Here is a 17,446-nt window from a genome sequence, read left to right as displayed (position 1 = left end):
CCACCGCATAGGATCATCAACGCAAGCGAGCGGAACCTATGTCAGACCACTTTTACACCGCTCCTGGGACGCCACCGCGGCCACCTCACGCCGCTGTTGGGGTCCAAGGGGGCCAACTCGTCGAGCAGCATGGCGGGAGTCTTCTCGTGTCGGCCATGATTCCTCCGCCTGCCGGCATGACCCATGCAGGCGACTGACTAACGGCGCGCCATGCCGGGGCCTCAGAGTGCGGCAGGTGGAGACCGGTTCTTAGAACGAGATCCGCTTCACCCCCTCTGACGAACGCGGCCGAGCTTCACCGGGACCTAAGTCTCTATCCGGCCCACTGATGGGTTCCTAGCGTCATAGCGGGGCCGATGCCGCCGACGCCACTAGGCGACACGCTCAACAGGCGGAGGAATCCTCGAACTCTTCGACTTCGCGGCCCGAACGTATCCGGGGAGGTAGCGGTCATATGGAGGACATCGAGCAGCCAGGTACCTCGGCTGCCTCGGCAGACGATGCCGACAAAGGGCGACAACTTGGCGTCCCCTACCATCGGCCGCGCCGAGCCGGTCCGGTCCAGAATGCGCTCAGGCCGTTCACGCGGACCGGCGGCTTCTACGCTCAGTCCTGGCGTCATTATCTCGACCGTCAGCCAGATGAGCTTCCGGTCGCACGGCCCACCCTTGCGCTTGCGACGCAAGCGTTCTTCGACGAGATCGTGCTGGTGGGTCTCCGGTCGGTCCGGCCGGTCAGCTCGGACCCGGATGCAGTTGCGCGAGTGAAACGTAACGTGATCGCGGCTCTTGAGCTGTATGGGCAGAAGGGGTGGCTGGAGAACCCCGAAGGGTTCTTCGCGACGCCCCCGCCGTTGACCGATGTCACCGTCAGGCCCGTGAACAGCCGAGGCCGAAGCTACCAGCGCATGTCCTTCGACAGCAGGTACGAGCCGCATGCCGGCGAACCGGGCCGGGAACGGTGGCTGGGCTATACCGCCAACGACCGGGTGTATGCGTTGATGCTTCGACACCGCGAGCCAAGGCCGTGGCTGGTGTGTGTGCACGGCGCGCAGATGGGCCGGGCCGCCCTCGACCTCACCTTGTTCAGGGCCTGGCAGCTGCACGAAGATCTCGGCCTGAACATCGTGCTTCCCGTCCTTCCCATGCACGGCCCTCGTGCGCGCGGGCTTCCGAAGGGCGCAGTGTTTCCTGGTGGGAACCTGCTCGACAACGTGCACGCTGCGGCTCAGGCGGTGTGGGACATTCGGCGCCTGCTGTCCTGGATCCGGTCGCAGGAGCCTGATTCGAAGATCGGGGTGAACGGCATGTCCCTCGGGGGTTACATCGCGTCGCTGGTCGCCAGCCTCGACGATGGCCTCACCTGTGCGATTCTCGGTGTCCCGGTCGTCGATCTGGTCGACCTGCTCGGCCGCCACGCCGGCCTCAGCCACAACGATCCGCGCCGTCAAGTACTGACGATGGCGAAGCCGATCGGTCGGATGGTCTCGCCGCTTGCGCTCACTCCCCGGGTGCCCATGCAGGGCCGCTTCATCTACGCAGGCGTCGCCGACAGGCTCGTGCACCCACGCGAGCAGGTGAGCAGGCTGTGGGAACACTGGGGCAGACCCGAGATCGTCTGGTACAAAGGCGGCCACACCGGGTTTTTCCGGTCGCGGTCGGTGCAGCGGTTCGTCCAGGATGCGCTCGTGCAGTCGGGGCTTGTTGACCCGTCACGGATACGGCGCAAACGCTGATGCAGCCGCCGCGCCGACCATCCGTTCCTTGGAAACTCTCGCTGACCTTCGAGAACTCTGGTCGGGCTGACAGGATTTGAACCTGCGACCACTTGACCCCCAGTAAATAGCGGTAGCGCGTTTGCGCAGGTCACAGGACCTGCGGCAGCCTGGATCGGAGTGTGTAACGTTTGCAGACGCGCAGGTCGTTCACCATCGCGCATGACGTGTGGTCCCAAGCTGGTCCCTCGCAGGGCCTGGAGTCGCTAAGTCGGCTCTGCCGCATGAGGGCGCTCGACGACCCTGAAGCCCCTACCTCGACCGTGGCATTTATGTTACGGTATCTACATCCCGCTACACGGCCGAAGGAGGTGATCGCCATGAACGACGTGTTCAACACGTTGCTTGAACTTGAGGGTCGCGACCCCGAGTTCGCCCGCGCGTACGCCGCCGAGTCGGCACGGATCGAGGCGATCGATTCCATCATCAACGCCCTCGACGAGGCGCGGGGCACGGAGAAGCTGAGTAAGGCGGCACTGGCCCGCGCGATCGGCTCCGATCCGAGCACAGTGCGGCGCCTCCTGTCATCCGAGTCAGTGAACCCGACGCTCAGCACCATCGCCGAGGTCGCAGCGGCGCTGGGCATGAAGGTGACGCTCACACCGATGTCGGAGGACGAGCGTACCCGGATCACCAAACCCATGCGGGCCTGCGCCTAGCTCGCTCCCATCGCGACCCGGACATCTTCCGCGGTGGCGAGCGACCTCGGATTTCGCGCGAGGTACTCGTTGCCCAGTTCGCGGACCTCCGCGTAGCGCGAGTCGGGCAAGGTCGTCTGGTACGGCTTCGCAGCGCCGTCGATCACAGTGAGGAGCGGCGAGGTCTTCCCTGCCTCGTCGTAGTCGAGAAGGCAGAACAACCGGAAGTGCCACTTCCCATTTGGGGTCTTCGAGGTAACGCGCGCTTCGAAGTAGCCGGTCATGTCTCCGTGCATCGCCTCCCACTGCCCGCCGCCGGCGAACCGTTTCGGCGGCGCCTTGGCCACGGCGGCGAGGGTCGCGAGGAGACGTGCCCGCACGTTCATGGGGAACCCCAGCAGCGCGTTCAAACCGGGTGAGCTCTGCGCCGCGTCGTCGTCGCGGTGTTGCTTGAAGAAAGCCACCTCGTGCGCGGCGTCTGACGACAGGGGCTCCAGCTTTGGGGCGGTGTCCCGAGGTGGTTTGTTACGACTCACAGGTTCATCTCATCACGGTGTCATCGACGGCCACGTGCGTGAGCGGGGTCGCGTCCGGCCTGAGGCCTATGGGCGCCGACCCGCCCGCGTCAACACCGTGAGCTGTCGGCTCCGAAGAATAAACTCGGCTCGCCACCAGTGGGTGAAGGAGCGACCGATGAATGGTTTCATGCGCGGGCAGCAGCTGGCCGAGCTACTCGGACGGAGCGCTCGGACCGCATTCGACGAACTCGAACATCTCGACCCCGACACCTTGCTGAGCGAGAACATCGACGTGCTGGTGCACGGCCTTCTCGCGCGGCATATGCCCGAACCCGTCTCGGTCGATTGGACCGCCGTCGCCGGAACCCCGGTGCAGGAAACGACGATCGAACGAACAACCATGGAGTTCGGGGAGCGTCGCAACTACCGCATCCCGGGCAGCCGGATGACCATCTCGTGGCCGCTGACGGGCAGCGCGGAGATACTCCGGCGGCAGGCGTCGCAGTTCACACTGTCGCCCGACCGCGGGATCGTTAGGGATGACAGTATCCAGCTCGAAATCGAAGCGACCGAGCTATCCACGGAGTTCGTGGAGAGGCAGATGGCGGAGGTGCGCGAGGACGTCGACAGACGGATCACGTGGGCGAACCACGACGTGGCACTCAATCGCACGGCCGTGGAGCGAGAGCTGAAGCAGGCTGCTGAGGCGCGACGTGCACGGATCATCGAGAACCGGCGGATCAGCTCCGCACTGAACATCCCGATCACGCCTACGGGCGTGCAGCGGCCTCCTGTGCCGGCCCTGCGCAGGCAGGTGCCTCTACAACTGCGCCGAGTTTCGGCGGAGTTCACGCCCGAGCCCGTGCTCGACAAAGCGATCTATCAGGACATCCTTGACGTCGTCGAGAACTGGGCACGGTCACTGGAACGCACGTGCACACCCCCGATCCGCGCACTCGGGGAGGAGACTTTGCGGGATCTGCTGCTCGGAACACTGAACGGGTACTGGCAGGGGGCTGCAGGAGGTGAGCTGTTCAACGGCGAGGGCAAGACCGACATCCTCATCCGAGAGAACGGCCGCAACGTCTTCATCGCCGAATGCAAGGTGTGGGGCGGTGCGAAGAAAGCGACTGCCGCACTCGACCAGCTGCTGAGCTACCTGGTGTGGCGTGACACCAAGGCGGCGTTGATTGTGTTCATCAAGCGGTCGACACCAAGCGAGATCATCGATCGACTCCAAGCCGCGGTTCGCGAGCACCCGCGCCACCTACTCACCGCGGAAGACTCCGACCCGAGCCGGCGGGCCGAATACGTCTTCACCGCCGAGGACGCCGGGCGGCGGATCGAGTTGGCTGTGATCCCGGTGGTGGTGCCCGAACCCGTGGATACCCAACCGACTGAGGACTCATCCGTCCATGACGGATAAGACGTACCGAGTCCGGAGGATGAAGCTCGCCGAGCCCGACGCGAACAGGATTGGGAAGTGGGCCTCACTGTGGGCGGACCTGATCCACGTCGACATGGTCCTCGCCGCGAGGTCGGAGGTCCCCGACGTCGCGACCAATGTGTTCCATCGGCGCGCGCTGTGGGAGTCTGCGATTGTCAGCTACGGACGGATGGCGGTCAGCGAGAAGCGACGCAAGATCGCCCATGAGGATCTGCTGCGCGCCGCAAGAGGTGAGCGAGGCGTCGAGTTCCACGAAACTCTCATGGGGTGGCGCCACGATCACGTCGCACATCGCCTGTCCCGGGACCTTGAGACCGTCACTGTCTGCGCGGATTTCCTCGACGATGACCCCGATGAGCTCGATTCAATCCGAGTCTTTGTGTCGCCGTCGGGTGGGCCGGCCGACGATTCGCCGCTCGTGGTGGAGTTCCGCAAGCATGCCAAGGCGTTGCGGGACGCGTTGTGGGAGAAGTCCCTGGCACCGCCCGCGGAGATGATCGCGAAGCGCGGCCCGCGGGGAATCCTGGTACCGGCGCAGCCCTCGCCCGCAGATGGACTCACGGTCCAGCAGGTGTTGTGGTCCCGGGTGAACGGCACTGGTGTCGCCAGCAGTCCCTCCCCGAATCCGTAAGAGCTGTCGGTGGCGGCGCCTACCCTGTCGCCACGCTGCACGAACACCGGCGGCACCGCTGCACTTTGGGAGGGAACCATGACACTTGACGAACTTCGGACGATCATCATCAGCTCCACGCCACGCGACTGGTCGAGGAGAGGGTGAGGTTCCACCGTCCGTTGTTCATCCGGCCGGCGTCGTAGACGGCCGCCGCTTCGTTTGACGGGTCAAAGTCGGCCGCCCGCGCGACAATCTCCGTCACCGTCGGTCCCGCAAAGTAACGTCAGCTTGGTTTGGTGCTTGACGTACGCGAAAGGGGGCGCCGCATGGACGCGTTCGGTGTCCTGAACCAGGTCTTGGGCGACTACGAGAACTTCGTCAAGGGCTTCCTGGAAATCAAGGACGACCAGATCCGCAGCAAGGTCGAAAAGGAGATCTCCGACGGCCTGCTCTGGCCGAAGCCGTGGCTCGCGCTGAATCCGGCGTTCGAGTCCGGCGGGACAGTGGGCGAACTGGTCGGAAAAGGTGTTCTCGATCCCGAGGCGACCAACATCTTCAGAGACCCGACCGGAAAAGCGATCACCTTCCATCGCCATCAGACCGACGCCTTCGAGATCGCTAACCGCCGCGAGTCCTACGTACTCACCACCGGCACCGGCTCGGGCAAGTCGATGGCATACATCGTGCCGATCGTCGATCGGGTGCTGCGCGAGGGCTCGGGCAAGGGCGTGCGGGCCATCATCGTCTATCCAATGAATGCTCTGGCCAACAGCCAGCTCAAGGAGCTGGAGAAGTTCCTCGGGAAGACGAACCCCAAGGTCAGCTTCGCGCGGTACACGGGGCAGGAGAACAGGGAGGAACGCGAGAAGACCCTCGCTGCTCCCCCGGACATCCTGCTGACCAACTACGTCATGTTGGAACTGATGCTCACCCGCCCGAAGGAGCGCAAGAACCTCATCAGCAGCGCAGAGAATCTGTCATTTCTGGTTCTCGACGAGCTGCATACCTATCGCGGCCGACAGGGCGCCGATGTGGCGATGCTGGTCCGCCGGTTGCGCGGCGCCGTCAAGTCGAATGACATCCAGTGCATCGGGACCAGTGCGACGCTCGCCGGTCCCGGCACCAAGGCCGAGCAGCGTCAGCAGGTCGCCGAACTGGCGACAAGGATCTTCGGCGTCGAGATTGCCGCAGCCAACATCGTCGGGGAAACCCTAGGACGTGCGACGACGGGCCAGGCAGACACGGCCGCGCTGACGACACGGCTGGCAGCACAGGCGCCGGCAGAGTGGGAAGAACTCAGGGCCGATCCGCTGGCCGTCTGGATCGAACAGCACTTCGGTCTGCATACCGACGATGAGGGCAAACTGGCCCGACGCCCGCCGTCCAAGCTCAGCGATGCCGCCACGAAACTGCACGACGACACCGGCGTGGACGAGGAGGTCTGCCGGGAGAAACTGCAGGAGCTACTGCTCGCCGGCTCGCGGACCCGCGACTCGCAACGCCGTTCGCTGTTCGCGTTCAAGCTGCATCAGTTCATCGGCAAGGGCGACACTGTCTACACCACCCTGGAACCCCCGGCGACGCGCTTCCTCACCACCCAGTATCAGCGCAGCGCGCCCAACCGGCCCGCGGGGCAGCCGCTGTTCCCACTGGCGTTCTGTCGCGAGTGCGGCCAGGACTTTCTCGTCGTGAACCTGGAGCGCGGCGGCGAAAGTTTCAGCCCCCGCATCCCGAATTCCGATCTTGTCGAACATCCCGACGCCGACGGTCTGTTGCTCCTGACGGAGAAACCATGGCCCGACCCCCACGACCCTGCATTGTTCGAACTCGTCCCCGAGGACTGGGTGGTGTCCAGCGGGTCGGGACAGGTTCTCGACAAAGCTCGTATCCCGAAGCTGCCCAACTCATTACGCGTCGACGAATTCGGCACCATCACCGATGACGGTATGCCGGTGGCGTTCTTCGAGCGGCTCGAATTCTGCCCATCGTGCAAGACGAGCTACGAGAGCACCCGCCAGTCTCAGTTCTCCCGCGTCGCCAGTCTTGGCACCGAAGGTCGCGCGAGTGCGGTGACGGTTCTCTCGCAGTCAATTGTCAGAGCCCTCAGAGGCGAGTCCGACCTCGACGACGAGGCACGAAAGTTCCTGGCGTTCAGCGATAACCGCCAAGATGCGAGCCTGCAGGCCGGTCACTTCAACGACTTCGTGTTGGTGGGGCTGATCCGCTCAGCCCTGTACCGCGCCGCCGCCGACTATCAGGAACAGAACCCCGGAGAACCACTCACCGACGAGAACCTCGGACCCGAAGTGGTGAAGGCGCTCAGCGGGAAGAGCCTGAAGTTCTTCGCCCGCGACGAAGAAACCGCCGACGAGCACATCCCGCGCAAGAAGATCGCCCGCGCGCTGCGCGACGTCGTCACCTATCGCTTGTGGGCCGATCTCAAACGTGGCTGGCGTATCACCATGCCCAACCTGGAACAGACCGGACAGCTGCGCCTGGCCTACGAGGGTGTCGACGAACTCGCCGCCCACAACGACAAATGGTCAAGCTGCGGAGAACCATTGGCAAGCGCCAGTGCCGAGACGAGACGAGACGTGATGCATGTCCTTCTCGACGAGCTGCGCCGAAACCTCTGCATTGACACCGAGTTCCTCACCGACGAGAAGTTCGATGCCGTCCGGCGCGCCAGCAAGGAGTGGCTGAAGGACCCGTGGGCCATCTCCGATGACGCCGGCACCTACAGCGGCCTGGCCTACCCCGGCGGCCGACCGAAGGGCGTGGCTGGGATCGGCGCCGACCTCTACCTGTCCGGGTTGGGTGCGTACGGACGTTGGCTGCGACGCCCCAATCGCTTCCCCGGCTTCCAGCATGCGCTCAAGACGGCGGACGCGCAGGTGATCATCGAGAGCCTGATGGACGTGATGGCCGGTGCCGGGATCTTGGTGCGCGTTCCGGTTCCCAAGCGGCCCACGGGCTATCAGCTACGTGCCGACCTTATTGCGTGGTATCCAGGCACGGGCGAGCATCGTGCGCCCGACCCCATCCGCAGTAATCAGTCGGAGGGCAGGGTGAACCCGTACTTCCGTGCGCTCTACGCCGAAACCGCGAAGAAGCTCGTCGGCTTGGAGGCCCGCGAACACACCGCTCAGGTCGAGCCTTCCAAACGTCAGAAGCGGGAACAGGAGTTCAGCGAGGCCCGGCTTCCGGTGCTGTACTGCTCCCCCACGATGGAACTCGGCGTCGACATCAAGAGCCTCAACGTCGTTGGCATGCGCAATGTCCCACCCACCCCCGCCAACTATGCGCAGCGTTCGGGACGTGCCGGCCGCTCGGGTCAACCGGCCATCGCCCTGACGTACTGCGCTACCGGCAATGCGCACGACGCCTACTACTTCCGGCGAAGTCAGGACATGGTCGCCGGAGCGGTCGCCCCGCCACGGTTGGAACTGGGCAACCAGGATCTGGTGCGCGCCCACGCCCACTCGATCTGGCTGGTGAAATGCGGCCTGGACCTCAAAGCCAGCATGGTCGACCTGCTGGAGATCGACCAACCCGGCCAGCCTTTGCGCACCGAGGTACTCACGACGATCGAGTCCCCGTCGAGTCGCAGCGCCGCCATCGCCGCGATCACCGAAGTCTTGACGGCTACCACCGAAGTGACCTCCGCCCCATGGTGGACGGAGACCTGGATCGCTAACACCGTCGATCAGGCGCCGACTCGGTTCAACCACGCCGCGGACCGCTGGCGTGGCCTGTACAACGAGGCGCAGACGGAGCTGGACCAGGCCAACACGACGCTGAAAACCATTGGCGCATCTGAAAGTTCGAAACAACGTGCCCGCGGCCGTATTTCAGAGGCGCGTGCTGCTCTCGACCTCCTCAAGGGCCAGGTCGACGATGTGCTTCAGGGTGATTTCTACACCTACCGCTATTTCGCCTCGGAAGGCTTTCTGCCCGGCTATTCCTTCCCACGGCTGCCGCTATCGGCGTTCATTCCGGCGGAACGGCGCACCCGCAGCGGCGGCGAAGGAGAGTTCATCCAGCGGCCCCGGTTCATGGCGATCAGCGAGTTCGGCCCCGGTGCGTTCATTTACCACGAGGGGGCGCGTTACGAAGTCAACCGCGTCAGCCTGCCCGCGCGTGACGACGGCACTGGTGTCAACATCACCGAGATCAAGCGGTGCAGCGCCTGCGGGTACCTCCATGAGTCCACCGACGCCGACCTCTGCCAGCACTGCGGTGCGCCGTTCGCGCCGGATGCCACGATGGCCAACTTGATGCGACTGCTGTCGGTCAAGACTCGTCGCCGCGACCGGATCAGCGCCGACGAAGAGGAACGCCAGCGCGCCGGGCATGAGATCGTCACGACCATTCGCTTTGTCCCGCATGGAGTTCGGGCCGGGCAACTCACCAGCACGATCACCGAAGGCGGACAAGAGCTCGGCACTATGACCTACGGCGACACCGCGCTGATCCGCCGGATGAACGTCGGTTTGCGCCGCCGCAAGAACAAAGACATCCGCGGGTACGTGCTGGACACCGTGGAGGGGCGCTGGTGCAAAGAGGCAGACCTGGCCAAGAACGTGCACGGTGAGGCCCCGCGGTACCAGCGAGTGATCCCCCACGTCGAGGACCACCGCAACGCGCTGCTGCTGCATCTGGACCCATCGATCGGTACGGATCAACGGATGGCCGCAATGTATGCGCTCAAACGTGGCATCGAGGCCGTCTACCAGTTGGAAGGCTCCGAACTTGCGGTGGAAGCACTTCCCAGCAATACCGGTGACCACGCCTGGTCGCGGCTGTTGTTCTTCGAAGCCGCCGAGGGCGGCGCCGGCGTGCTGCGTCGACTTGCCACCGAAGACGGCCAGCTCACCCAGGTGGCACGAAAAGCGCTGGAAATTGTGCACTTCGACCCCGACACCGGCGAAGACCTCCATCGCGCACCGCATGCGATCGAGGACTGTGCACAGGCCTGCTACGACTGCCTGCTGTCATACAGCAACCAGTGGGATCACCAGCACCTGGACCGCCACCGCGTCGTCGACCTGCTCCGACGACTTGCCGCATCCAATGTGGCGGTCGGAGCCGGCGGTGAGGAGCGGGCGGCACAACTCGAACGCCTGACCAAGGCCTGTGACAGTGAGCTGGAGAAGCAGTTCCTCGTCCTGTTGGAACAGCACGGCTTCCGGCTCCCCGACGATGCCCAGAAGATCGTCGACGGCTATTACGTTCGGCCTGATTTCGCTTACCACACCGACGGTATGGACGTGGCAATTTTTGTCGACGGCCCTGTGCACAACACCGCACATCAGCAGGAGAAAGACGAGCAGGCACGCATGAAGCTCGAGGATGAGGCGGGGTGGCTGGTGCTGCGCTTCCATCATGACGGCGCAGACACCAACTGGCTCAAGACCATTGCCGAACACAGCGGTGTGTTCGGCAAAGCGAAGGCGAACGCATGACGACGGTCGACTATCCCGCCGGCAGCCTGGTCAATGCCCGCGGCCGGGACTGGCTCGTTCTCCCCGGCTCCCCTGCCGGCACCCTGCTGGTGCGCCCGCTCGGGGGTCACGAGCACGAGACCACCGTGCTGCTGCCCGAGATCGACGACTTCGCGGCAGCCACATTCGAACCGCCGACGGTCGACGACCGCGGGGACGCCGGCCGGGCCCGTCTGCTTCGCGACGCGCTCAGGCTCTCGTTTCGCGCCAGCGGCGGCCCGTTCCGTTCATTTGCGCGCCTGGCCGTCGCGCCCCGCAACTACCAGCTGGTTCCGCTGATGATGGCGGCCAACCAGGATGTCACCCGGCTGCTGATCGCCGACGGCGTCGGTATCGGCAAGACGGTCGAGGCGGGACTCATCGCCGCCGAGCTGCTGGCCACCGGGGAATCGCAGCGGTTGGCGGTGTTGTGCTCGCCCCAGCTGGCCCCGCAATGGCAGGGCGAGCTCCGGCATAAGTTCGGTATCGACGCGCAACTTCTGTTGCCGTCCACGGTCAACCGGTTGACGCGTGGTGTCCCGTTCGGATCCAACGTCTACCAGCACTACCCGTATCTGGTGATCTCTACGGATTTCATCAAGCAGAAGTCGCGCCGTGACGAATTCGCCTTGCACTGCCCGGAATTGGTGATTGTCGACGAGGCGCATACCTGCGTGGCATCCGCTGGCGTCGGCAAGTCCTCCCAGGCGCATCTGAGATATGCGTTGCTGCGCAAGCTCGCCGACGACCAGCAGCGCCACCTGCTGCTGCTGACTGCGACTCCGCACAGCGGCGACGACAGCGCCTGGCAGTCGCTGATCGGCCTGCTCGACGACCGCCTGGGTGACCTGCCGGCAGATCTGTCTGGCCGCGATCGCGAAGACGACCGCAAACTGCTGGCCAAGTTCATGATCCAGCGCCAGCGCGCCGACATCCGCGAGTACCTTCGCGGGGAGTTTCGGGAGGACACCCCGTTCCCCGATCGCGAAACCACCGAGACCGCATACAAACTCACCGCGGGATACCGCCAACTGTTCGACGACGTGATGGACTACGTCCGCCAGCAGGTCGCCGACCCCAAGCTCAGCGCGGTGCGGCAACGCGTCCGGTGGTGGTCGGCGATCGCGCTGCTGCGGTGCCTGGCCTCCAGCCCGGCCGCAGCCGAACAGACCCTGCTCAACCGTTCGGCGGTCGCAGCCGCCGACGACGAGCGTGAGGTGGACGCCTATGCCGAATCCCGGGTGCTGGACACCGATCTGGACGACACGCTGGAAGCCGAGGACGTCACCGTCGGCGCCGACACCGGTGAGTCCGACACGCCTGACACCAAGAGCCGAAAGCGGCTGCGCGAGTTGGCGTCTGCTGCGGCGGCGCTGAAGGGCCCGCGGTCCGATGCGAAGCTCAAACGACTCATCCCGCTGCTCAAGGAACTCCTCGACGATGGCTACCACCCCATCGTCTTCTGCCGGTACATCCCCACCGCCGACTATCTCGCAGAACACCTGAGTTCCGCCTTGTCGAAGGTCAAGGACCTCAAGATCGACGCGGTGACCGGAACTCTCCCTCCGGAGGAACGCGAATCCCGCGTCGATACCCTCAGCGCCCACGACGGGCCCCGCCTGCTGATCGCGACCGACTGCCTGTCGGAGGGCATCAACCTGCAGGACGGCTTCAGCGCGGTCGTGCACTACGACCTGGCGTGGAACCCCACCCGCCACGAACAACGCGAAGGTCGCGTCGACCGATTCGGCCAGCAAGCCCCCACCGTGCGCACCGTGACGTACTACGGCGAGGACAACGGCATCGACGGCATCGTGCTGCAGGTCCTCATCCGCCGCCACGAGAACATCAAACGCAGCATCGGCGTCTCCGTGCCGATCCCGGTCGACTCCGCCACCGTGATGAAGGCGATCTGGGAGTCGCTGCTATTGCGCGGCAAGCAAGCCGAACAGCTGACCCTCGACTTCGCCGATGCCACCTCCAAGTCCCTGGCCGAACAAGTGGAGGTCGAATGGATCAACGCGGCCGAACGGGAGAAAGCGTCGCGTACCCGGTTCAGGCAGGCCGGACTCAAACCCGACAGCGTCGAACGCGCGCTAGCCGAGGTGCGCCGCGCCCTCGGCGGGCCGGCTGATGTCGAAACCTTCACCCGCACAGCGCTATCCATTATGGGTGCTCCGGTCAGCGACACCGACGACGGGTTCACCGCGATCATCACCGCGCTTCCTGCCGCGGTGCGCGATCAACTCCCGCCCACCAAGAACGGGCGACTGCACTTCCACCGCTCACTGCCCGTCCCGGCCGGACACAGCGTGCTCACCCGCACCGACGCCACCGTCGACGCACTGTCGCGCTACGTCCTCGACGCAGCCCTCGACTCCCGGCTCGACCCGGCATCCCGGCCCGCGCGCCGCGCCGGCGTGATGCGCACCCGAGAGGTCACCAAGGTGACCACCTTGCTCATGGTGCGCCACCGGCTGGAGATCACCATTCCCGGCTCGGCCGGCACCGTCACGCAGGTCGCCGAGGAAGCCAAGTTCCTCGCATTCACCGCGAGCGGCGACACCCTGACCTGGTTACCGCAGGCCGAGGTCGACGCGCTGCTGTCCATGACGCCGTCGGGCAACGTCGACGACGCGCTGGCCCGAATGCAGTTGGGCCGAGCGCTGGGGCGCGTGGACGCGCTCGCCCAGCACCTGACCACCGCCGGTACGGACGCGGCGAAGGACCTTGTGGCCGAGCACCAGGCGGTACGCAGCGCCTCCAAGGCCGGTGGACGCGCACCCACCGTGCGGTTCCTGCCACCGGCCGACGTCCTCGGCATCTACGTGTTCCTGCCGGAAGCGGGTGCCCGATGAGCGCGCTGACCGTCTTCCGGGCCGTCCGCGCGGTCGGCACCGCGCTGCCCGCCGAAGCGGTCCCGCGGGCCATCGAACTACGCATGCCCGGCCAAACCGCCGAGGCCTACCAGCTGTCACCGGGAATGGCGGTCAACGGTGCCATCGCCCGCGCGTGGGAAGCCATGCTCGCCGCGCACCGCGCCTGGCGCACCGCGCTGGAGCGGCTACCCGAAGGTGACGCCGCCACCAAACTCACTAGGGACAAGTGGCTGCTGCCCCTGCTCTACGAACTGGGCTGGGGCCGGCCCGATGTCGTCAGCGGCGGCCTGGCCGTGGCGCCAGGCCTCGGGGAGACCGAGGCGCCGCACTTCCCCATCTCGCACCGCGTCGCGTGGCCGGACGCCGCGAACGCCGCCGCCTGGGTGCCGCTGCACCTGGTGGGCGCCGGCATCGACCTGGACACCAAAACCGCGGGGGTGACCGCCCGGGCGCCGCAGGCCATGGTGCAGGACTACCTCAACCGGGAAGACCACGCGCTGTGGTCGGTCGTGTCCAACGGACATCAGCTGCGGCTGCTGCGCGACGCCTCCAGCCTCACCCGGCAGTCCTTCGTCGAATTCGACCTCGACGCGATCTTCACCGACCAGCTCTACTCCGACTTCCGCATCCTGTTCCTGACCGTCCACGCCAGCCGGTTCGCGCCCCGCCTGGACGACAAGGCCGCCAAAGCCTCCAAAACCGAAGCCGACAGCGAGGAGTCCGGTGAGGAAGCCGAAGTCGAGCAGGCCGAACCCAAACTCGACAACTGCTGGCTGGAACGCTGGCGCACCACAGCCATCGACGACGGCGCCCGCGCCCTGCTGAACCTGCAACACGGCATCGCGGTCGCGCTGCAGGAACTCGGCACCGGGTTCGTCGCGCACCCGGCGAACGCTGCCCTGCGCGAGACGCTGGCCGCCGCCACCGACGCCGACCGCGACCTGCAGCGCGCTCTGCTGCGCATCGCCTACCGGCTGATTGTGCTGTTTGTGGTCGAGGACCGCGATCTGCTGCACCGCTCCGAGGTCCCCGCAAGCGCCCGCACCCTGTATGCGGACTACTTCTCCACCGCACGGTTACGCCGGCTGGCCGCCGCACCGATCGGCGGCTGGCACACCGACCTGTGGGAGGCGCATCAGATCGTCACCGACGCACTCGCCGCCGACGGACTGCCCGCGCTGGGGCTGAGTGGGCTTGGCGCCAGCCTCTTTTCGCGGGACGCGCTGAGCATCCTCGACGGCGCCAAGCTGCCCAACCGGGCCTTGCTCGCCGCAGTGCGGGCGCTGGCCCAGATCGATGACCCGGTCACCGGGTTGCCGCGCCCGGTCGACTACCGCAACCTCGACAGCGAAGAACTCGGCGGCATGTACGAGGGGCTACTCGCTTACACACCGCGCTACCACGCCGACGAGCGGGCGTTCACCCTCGAAGTCTCCACCGGCGACGACCGCAAGAAGTCCGGCTCGTATTACACTCCCTCGGATTTGATCGCGCTGGTGCTGGACGAGGCGCTGAACCCGTTGATCGACGAGGCCATTCGGGAATCCGATCCCGAACAGGCGCTGCTGGATCTCACGGTGGTCGATCCGGCCTGCGGCAGTGGTCATTTCGTCGTCGCCGCCGCTCGCCGGATCGCCGCCGCGCTGGCCACCGTGCGCACCGAAGAGACCGAACCAACGCCCGCTGCACTGCGGGCAGCCACCGCCGATGTCATCGAACGCTGCGTCTACGGGGTGGACCTCAACGATCTGGCCATCGAGATCGCCAAGGTGGCTCTGTGGCTGGAAGCCTTCGATGCCGACCGCCCGTTCCCGTTCCTCGACGCGCACTTCCGGGTCGGCAATGCACTGCTAGGCACCACCCCGGAGTTGTTGCGGCACAACATTCCCGACGCGGCATTCGCGGCGCTGGGTGATGACGATAAGACGTGGACATCTAAGCTCAAGGCCCGCAACAAGTCCGAGCGCCAAGCCGACCAGGATCAGCTGACGCTGAGCTTCGGCCCCGAAACCCTCAACGTCGAAACCAGCCAGTTCACCAAGGCGGCCCGTGAAGCCGACACCGGAACCGTCGCTTCGGTGGTCGCCCTGCGGGCCCGGGCCGACGCATGGCGACGCCTGGAAGCCGATCCCGATTTGGTGGCCGCAAAACTGGTGGCCGACGCGTGGTGCGCGGCGTTCGTGCAGCCCAAGACCGGGGCGACTACATCCGGCCAGGGCATCACCCATGCCACCCTTCGGGCACTTTCCGAAACCCCGGAGTCGGTGCCCGACACCATCGTCACCCAGATCAATGCGCTGGCCCGCCAGTATCGGTTCTTCCACTGGCACTTGGAGTTTCCCGGCATCTTCACCGTGCCCGACGACGGGAGCGCCGAAGCCAGCACTGGGTGGACGGGTGGCTTCTCGTGCGTCCTGGGCAACCCGCCGTGGGAATCGCTACAACTTGAGGATAAGCAGTTCTTCGGCAATCTCGGTCGGGTCGACATCGAGAACGCCTCGAACGCGAGTGCGCGGAAAAAGATGATCGCCAAACTCGAGTCATCAGACCCAGACGTATTCAGGCTATATAACGATGCACGGCGACGCTCTGACGCGACTAATCATCTGGTACGTGGCGGGCGCTATCCGTTGACAGCGCAAGGAAAGATCAACACGTACAGCGTGTTTGCCGAGACCATGCGAACCATCCTGAGTCCACAGGGACAGGCCGGCATCATCACACCGACAGGCCTCGCCACCGACAACACAACTGCACCATTCTTCGCTGACACCCTCAGCAACCACCGGCTGTATGCGTTTTATGACTTCGACAACGAAGCAAGAATCTTCCGTGATGTCCACCATGCGTACCGGTTCGCAATCACGACGATGACCGGAACTCTACGCGAGGTCGGCCGCACCAAGTTCGCCTTCCTCAACCGGCACGTCTCGGACGTTGCCGACAAACGATTCCAACTAGCGGCCAAGGAAGTTCTGGCGCTCAATCCGAACACCGGAACGTTGCCGATGTTCCGCAGCCGCAACGACGCCGACATCACGCTCGGCATCTACTCACGACACCCGATCCTCATCCGCGACAATGATCCGGACGGCAATCCCTGGGCCCTCTCGTTCAGCCAAGGTCTGTTCAACATGGCCTCGGACTCCGGGTTGTTTCACACCGCCGAAGACCTCGCCGATGCGAAATTCGACGGCTGGTCCTACAAACGCGGCAATAAGGAGTACGTGCCGCTGTACGAGGGAAAAATGCTGTGGCACTTCGACCATCGATTCTCTACATACCGCAAGGCGACGCCAGCCCAACTTAGAATGCAGACCCTGCCGCGAGTCTCTGACGAAGAACACGATGATCCGAACCTTGAGGCCCTGGCCCGCTACTGGGTCGAGAAAACGGTAGTTGCTGCAAAGCTCGATGACCGATGGGACGCAAACTGGCTACTCGGGTGGCGTGATATAACTGGCACCGAGAAGGTACGTACCTTCGTGCCCGCCGTACTGCCAGCATCTGCCGTCGGCGACAAGTTCCTCCTCGCTCTTCCGAGTGAGGCCACGGCCGCTACCCGCCTGCACGCCGTCTGGTCCAGCCTGATATTCGACTACGTCTCGCGCCAGAAGATGAGTGGCACGTCCTTGAAATACTTCATGGTCAAGCAGCTCGCATGCCCGATACCCAAGCAGTTCAACAGTCCCGCCCCCTGGCGCCATAGCGAGCAGCTCGATAATTGGATCAAGCCCTACATCCTCGAACTGTCCTACACGTCGTATCGCGTACGTCCATACTCGCGTGATCTCGGCGACGACGGTAAGCCATTCCGTTGGGATCCCGACCGCCGAGCCCTACTACGCGCCGATCTCGACGCCGGCTTCCTCCACATCTACGGCCTGGACCGCGACGAATCAGAACACGTGCTGGATTCCTTCCCCATCGTTCGCAAGTACGACGAACGCGACTTCGGCGAGTACCGCACCAAACGCCTTGTCCTGGCGGCCTATGACCGCATGGCTGAGGCGATCGCCAACGGCGGCAAGGGCTGGAAACCGCTCGCCGACATCCCTGCAGGACAAGGGCCGCGACATCATGCGTGAAACCCG

The 17,446-nt window shown here is 65.0% G+C and carries 9 protein-coding genes; 7 read left to right on the top strand and 2 right to left on the bottom strand.

The window, feature by feature from the left end; genetic code table 11:
* Nucleotides 1–454 precede the first annotated feature (454 nt).
* Together AWC17_RS18125 and AWC17_RS18120 are read left to right on the top strand one after the other, a co-directional pair.
* Nucleotides 455–1,735 (top strand): alpha/beta hydrolase family protein, encoded by a 1,281-nt coding sequence (locus tag AWC17_RS18125; protein ID WP_046182390.1) that lies wholly within the window; start codon nt 455–457, stop codon nt 1,733–1,735.
* 359 nt (nt 1,736–2,094) lie between these two features.
* Complete coding sequence (locus AWC17_RS18120; protein ID WP_046182386.1) at nt 2,095–2,433, top strand: helix-turn-helix domain-containing protein; 339 nt, start codon at nt 2,095–2,097, stop codon at nt 2,431–2,433.
* On the opposite strand, the gene AWC17_RS18115 is transcribed toward AWC17_RS18120, so the two are convergent.
* Complete coding sequence (locus AWC17_RS18115) at nt 2,430–2,948, bottom strand: hypothetical protein (protein WP_231588360.1); 519 nt, start codon at nt 2,946–2,948, stop codon at nt 2,430–2,432. The genes AWC17_RS18120 and AWC17_RS18115 overlap by 4 nt on opposite strands.
* Before the next feature lie 157 nt (nt 2,949–3,105).
* On the opposite strand from AWC17_RS18115, the gene AWC17_RS18110 reads away from it, so the two are divergent.
* Nucleotides 3,106–4,356 (top strand): hypothetical protein, encoded by a 1,251-nt coding sequence (locus AWC17_RS18110; RefSeq protein ID WP_141224675.1) that lies wholly within the window; start codon nt 3,106–3,108, stop codon nt 4,354–4,356.
* Nucleotides 4,346–5,008, top strand: a complete 663-nt coding sequence (locus AWC17_RS33100; protein ID WP_197083347.1) for a hypothetical protein — start codon at nt 4,346–4,348, stop codon at nt 5,006–5,008. Before AWC17_RS18110 ends, AWC17_RS33100 begins: the two co-directional genes overlap by 11 nt.
* Before the next feature lie 109 nt (nt 5,009–5,117).
* Here the strand turns inward: AWC17_RS33100 and AWC17_RS33880 are convergent, their stop codons facing one another.
* The gene (locus AWC17_RS33880) at nt 5,118–5,252 is read right to left on the bottom strand and encodes a hypothetical protein (RefSeq protein ID WP_264055729.1); all 135 of its coding nucleotides are present in this window, start codon (nt 5,250–5,252) and stop codon (nt 5,118–5,120) included.
* Nucleotides 5,253–5,316: 64 nt separating this feature from the next.
* On the opposite strand from AWC17_RS33880, the gene AWC17_RS18100 reads away from it, so the two are divergent.
* From AWC17_RS18100 to AWC17_RS18090, 3 genes are read left to right on the top strand one after another with little or no spacing between them, the layout of a single operon-like run.
* On the top strand, nt 5,317–10,455 hold the full coding sequence (locus AWC17_RS18100; RefSeq protein WP_085164921.1) for a DEAD/DEAH box helicase: 5,139 nt from the start codon (nt 5,317–5,319) through the stop codon (nt 10,453–10,455).
* Nucleotides 10,452–13,331, top strand: coding sequence for a helicase-related protein (locus AWC17_RS18095; protein WP_046182384.1), 2,880 nt, complete (start codon nt 10,452–10,454; stop codon nt 13,329–13,331). The genes AWC17_RS18100 and AWC17_RS18095 overlap by 4 nt, the downstream gene beginning before the upstream one ends.
* Complete coding sequence (locus AWC17_RS18090) at nt 13,328–17,440, top strand: Eco57I restriction-modification methylase domain-containing protein (RefSeq protein WP_046182383.1); 4,113 nt, start codon at nt 13,328–13,330, stop codon at nt 17,438–17,440. The genes AWC17_RS18095 and AWC17_RS18090 overlap by 4 nt, the downstream gene beginning before the upstream one ends.
* Nucleotides 17,441–17,446: the final 6 nt, after the last annotated feature.

Source organism: Mycobacterium nebraskense, assembly GCF_002102255.1.
Classification (GTDB): Bacteria; Actinomycetota; Actinomycetes; order Mycobacteriales; family Mycobacteriaceae; genus Mycobacterium; species Mycobacterium nebraskense.
The sequence above is the reverse complement of the archived record's forward strand: the minus strand, read 5'-3'. Positions and strand labels throughout refer to the sequence as shown.

What these genes read in the sequence shown, in the direction of transcription:
- AWC17_RS18095 (WP_046182384.1), top strand. Translation starts at nt 10,452, where the DNA reads ATGACGACGGTCGACTATCCCGCCGGCAGCCTGGTCAATGCCCGCGGC.
- AWC17_RS18090 (WP_046182383.1), top strand. Translation starts at nt 13,328, where the DNA reads ATGAGCGCGCTGACCGTCTTCCGGGCCGTCCGCGCGGTCGGCACCGCG.
- AWC17_RS33100 (WP_197083347.1), top strand. Translation starts at nt 4,346, where the DNA reads ATGACGGATAAGACGTACCGAGTCCGGAGGATGAAGCTCGCCGAGCCC.
- AWC17_RS18110 (WP_141224675.1), top strand. Translation starts at nt 3,106, where the DNA reads ATGAATGGTTTCATGCGCGGGCAGCAGCTGGCCGAGCTACTCGGACGG.
- AWC17_RS18100 (WP_085164921.1), top strand. Translation starts at nt 5,317, where the DNA reads ATGGACGCGTTCGGTGTCCTGAACCAGGTCTTGGGCGACTACGAGAAC.
- AWC17_RS18125 (WP_046182390.1), top strand. Translation starts at nt 455, where the DNA reads ATGGAGGACATCGAGCAGCCAGGTACCTCGGCTGCCTCGGCAGACGAT.
- AWC17_RS18120 (WP_046182386.1), top strand. Translation starts at nt 2,095, where the DNA reads ATGAACGACGTGTTCAACACGTTGCTTGAACTTGAGGGTCGCGACCCC.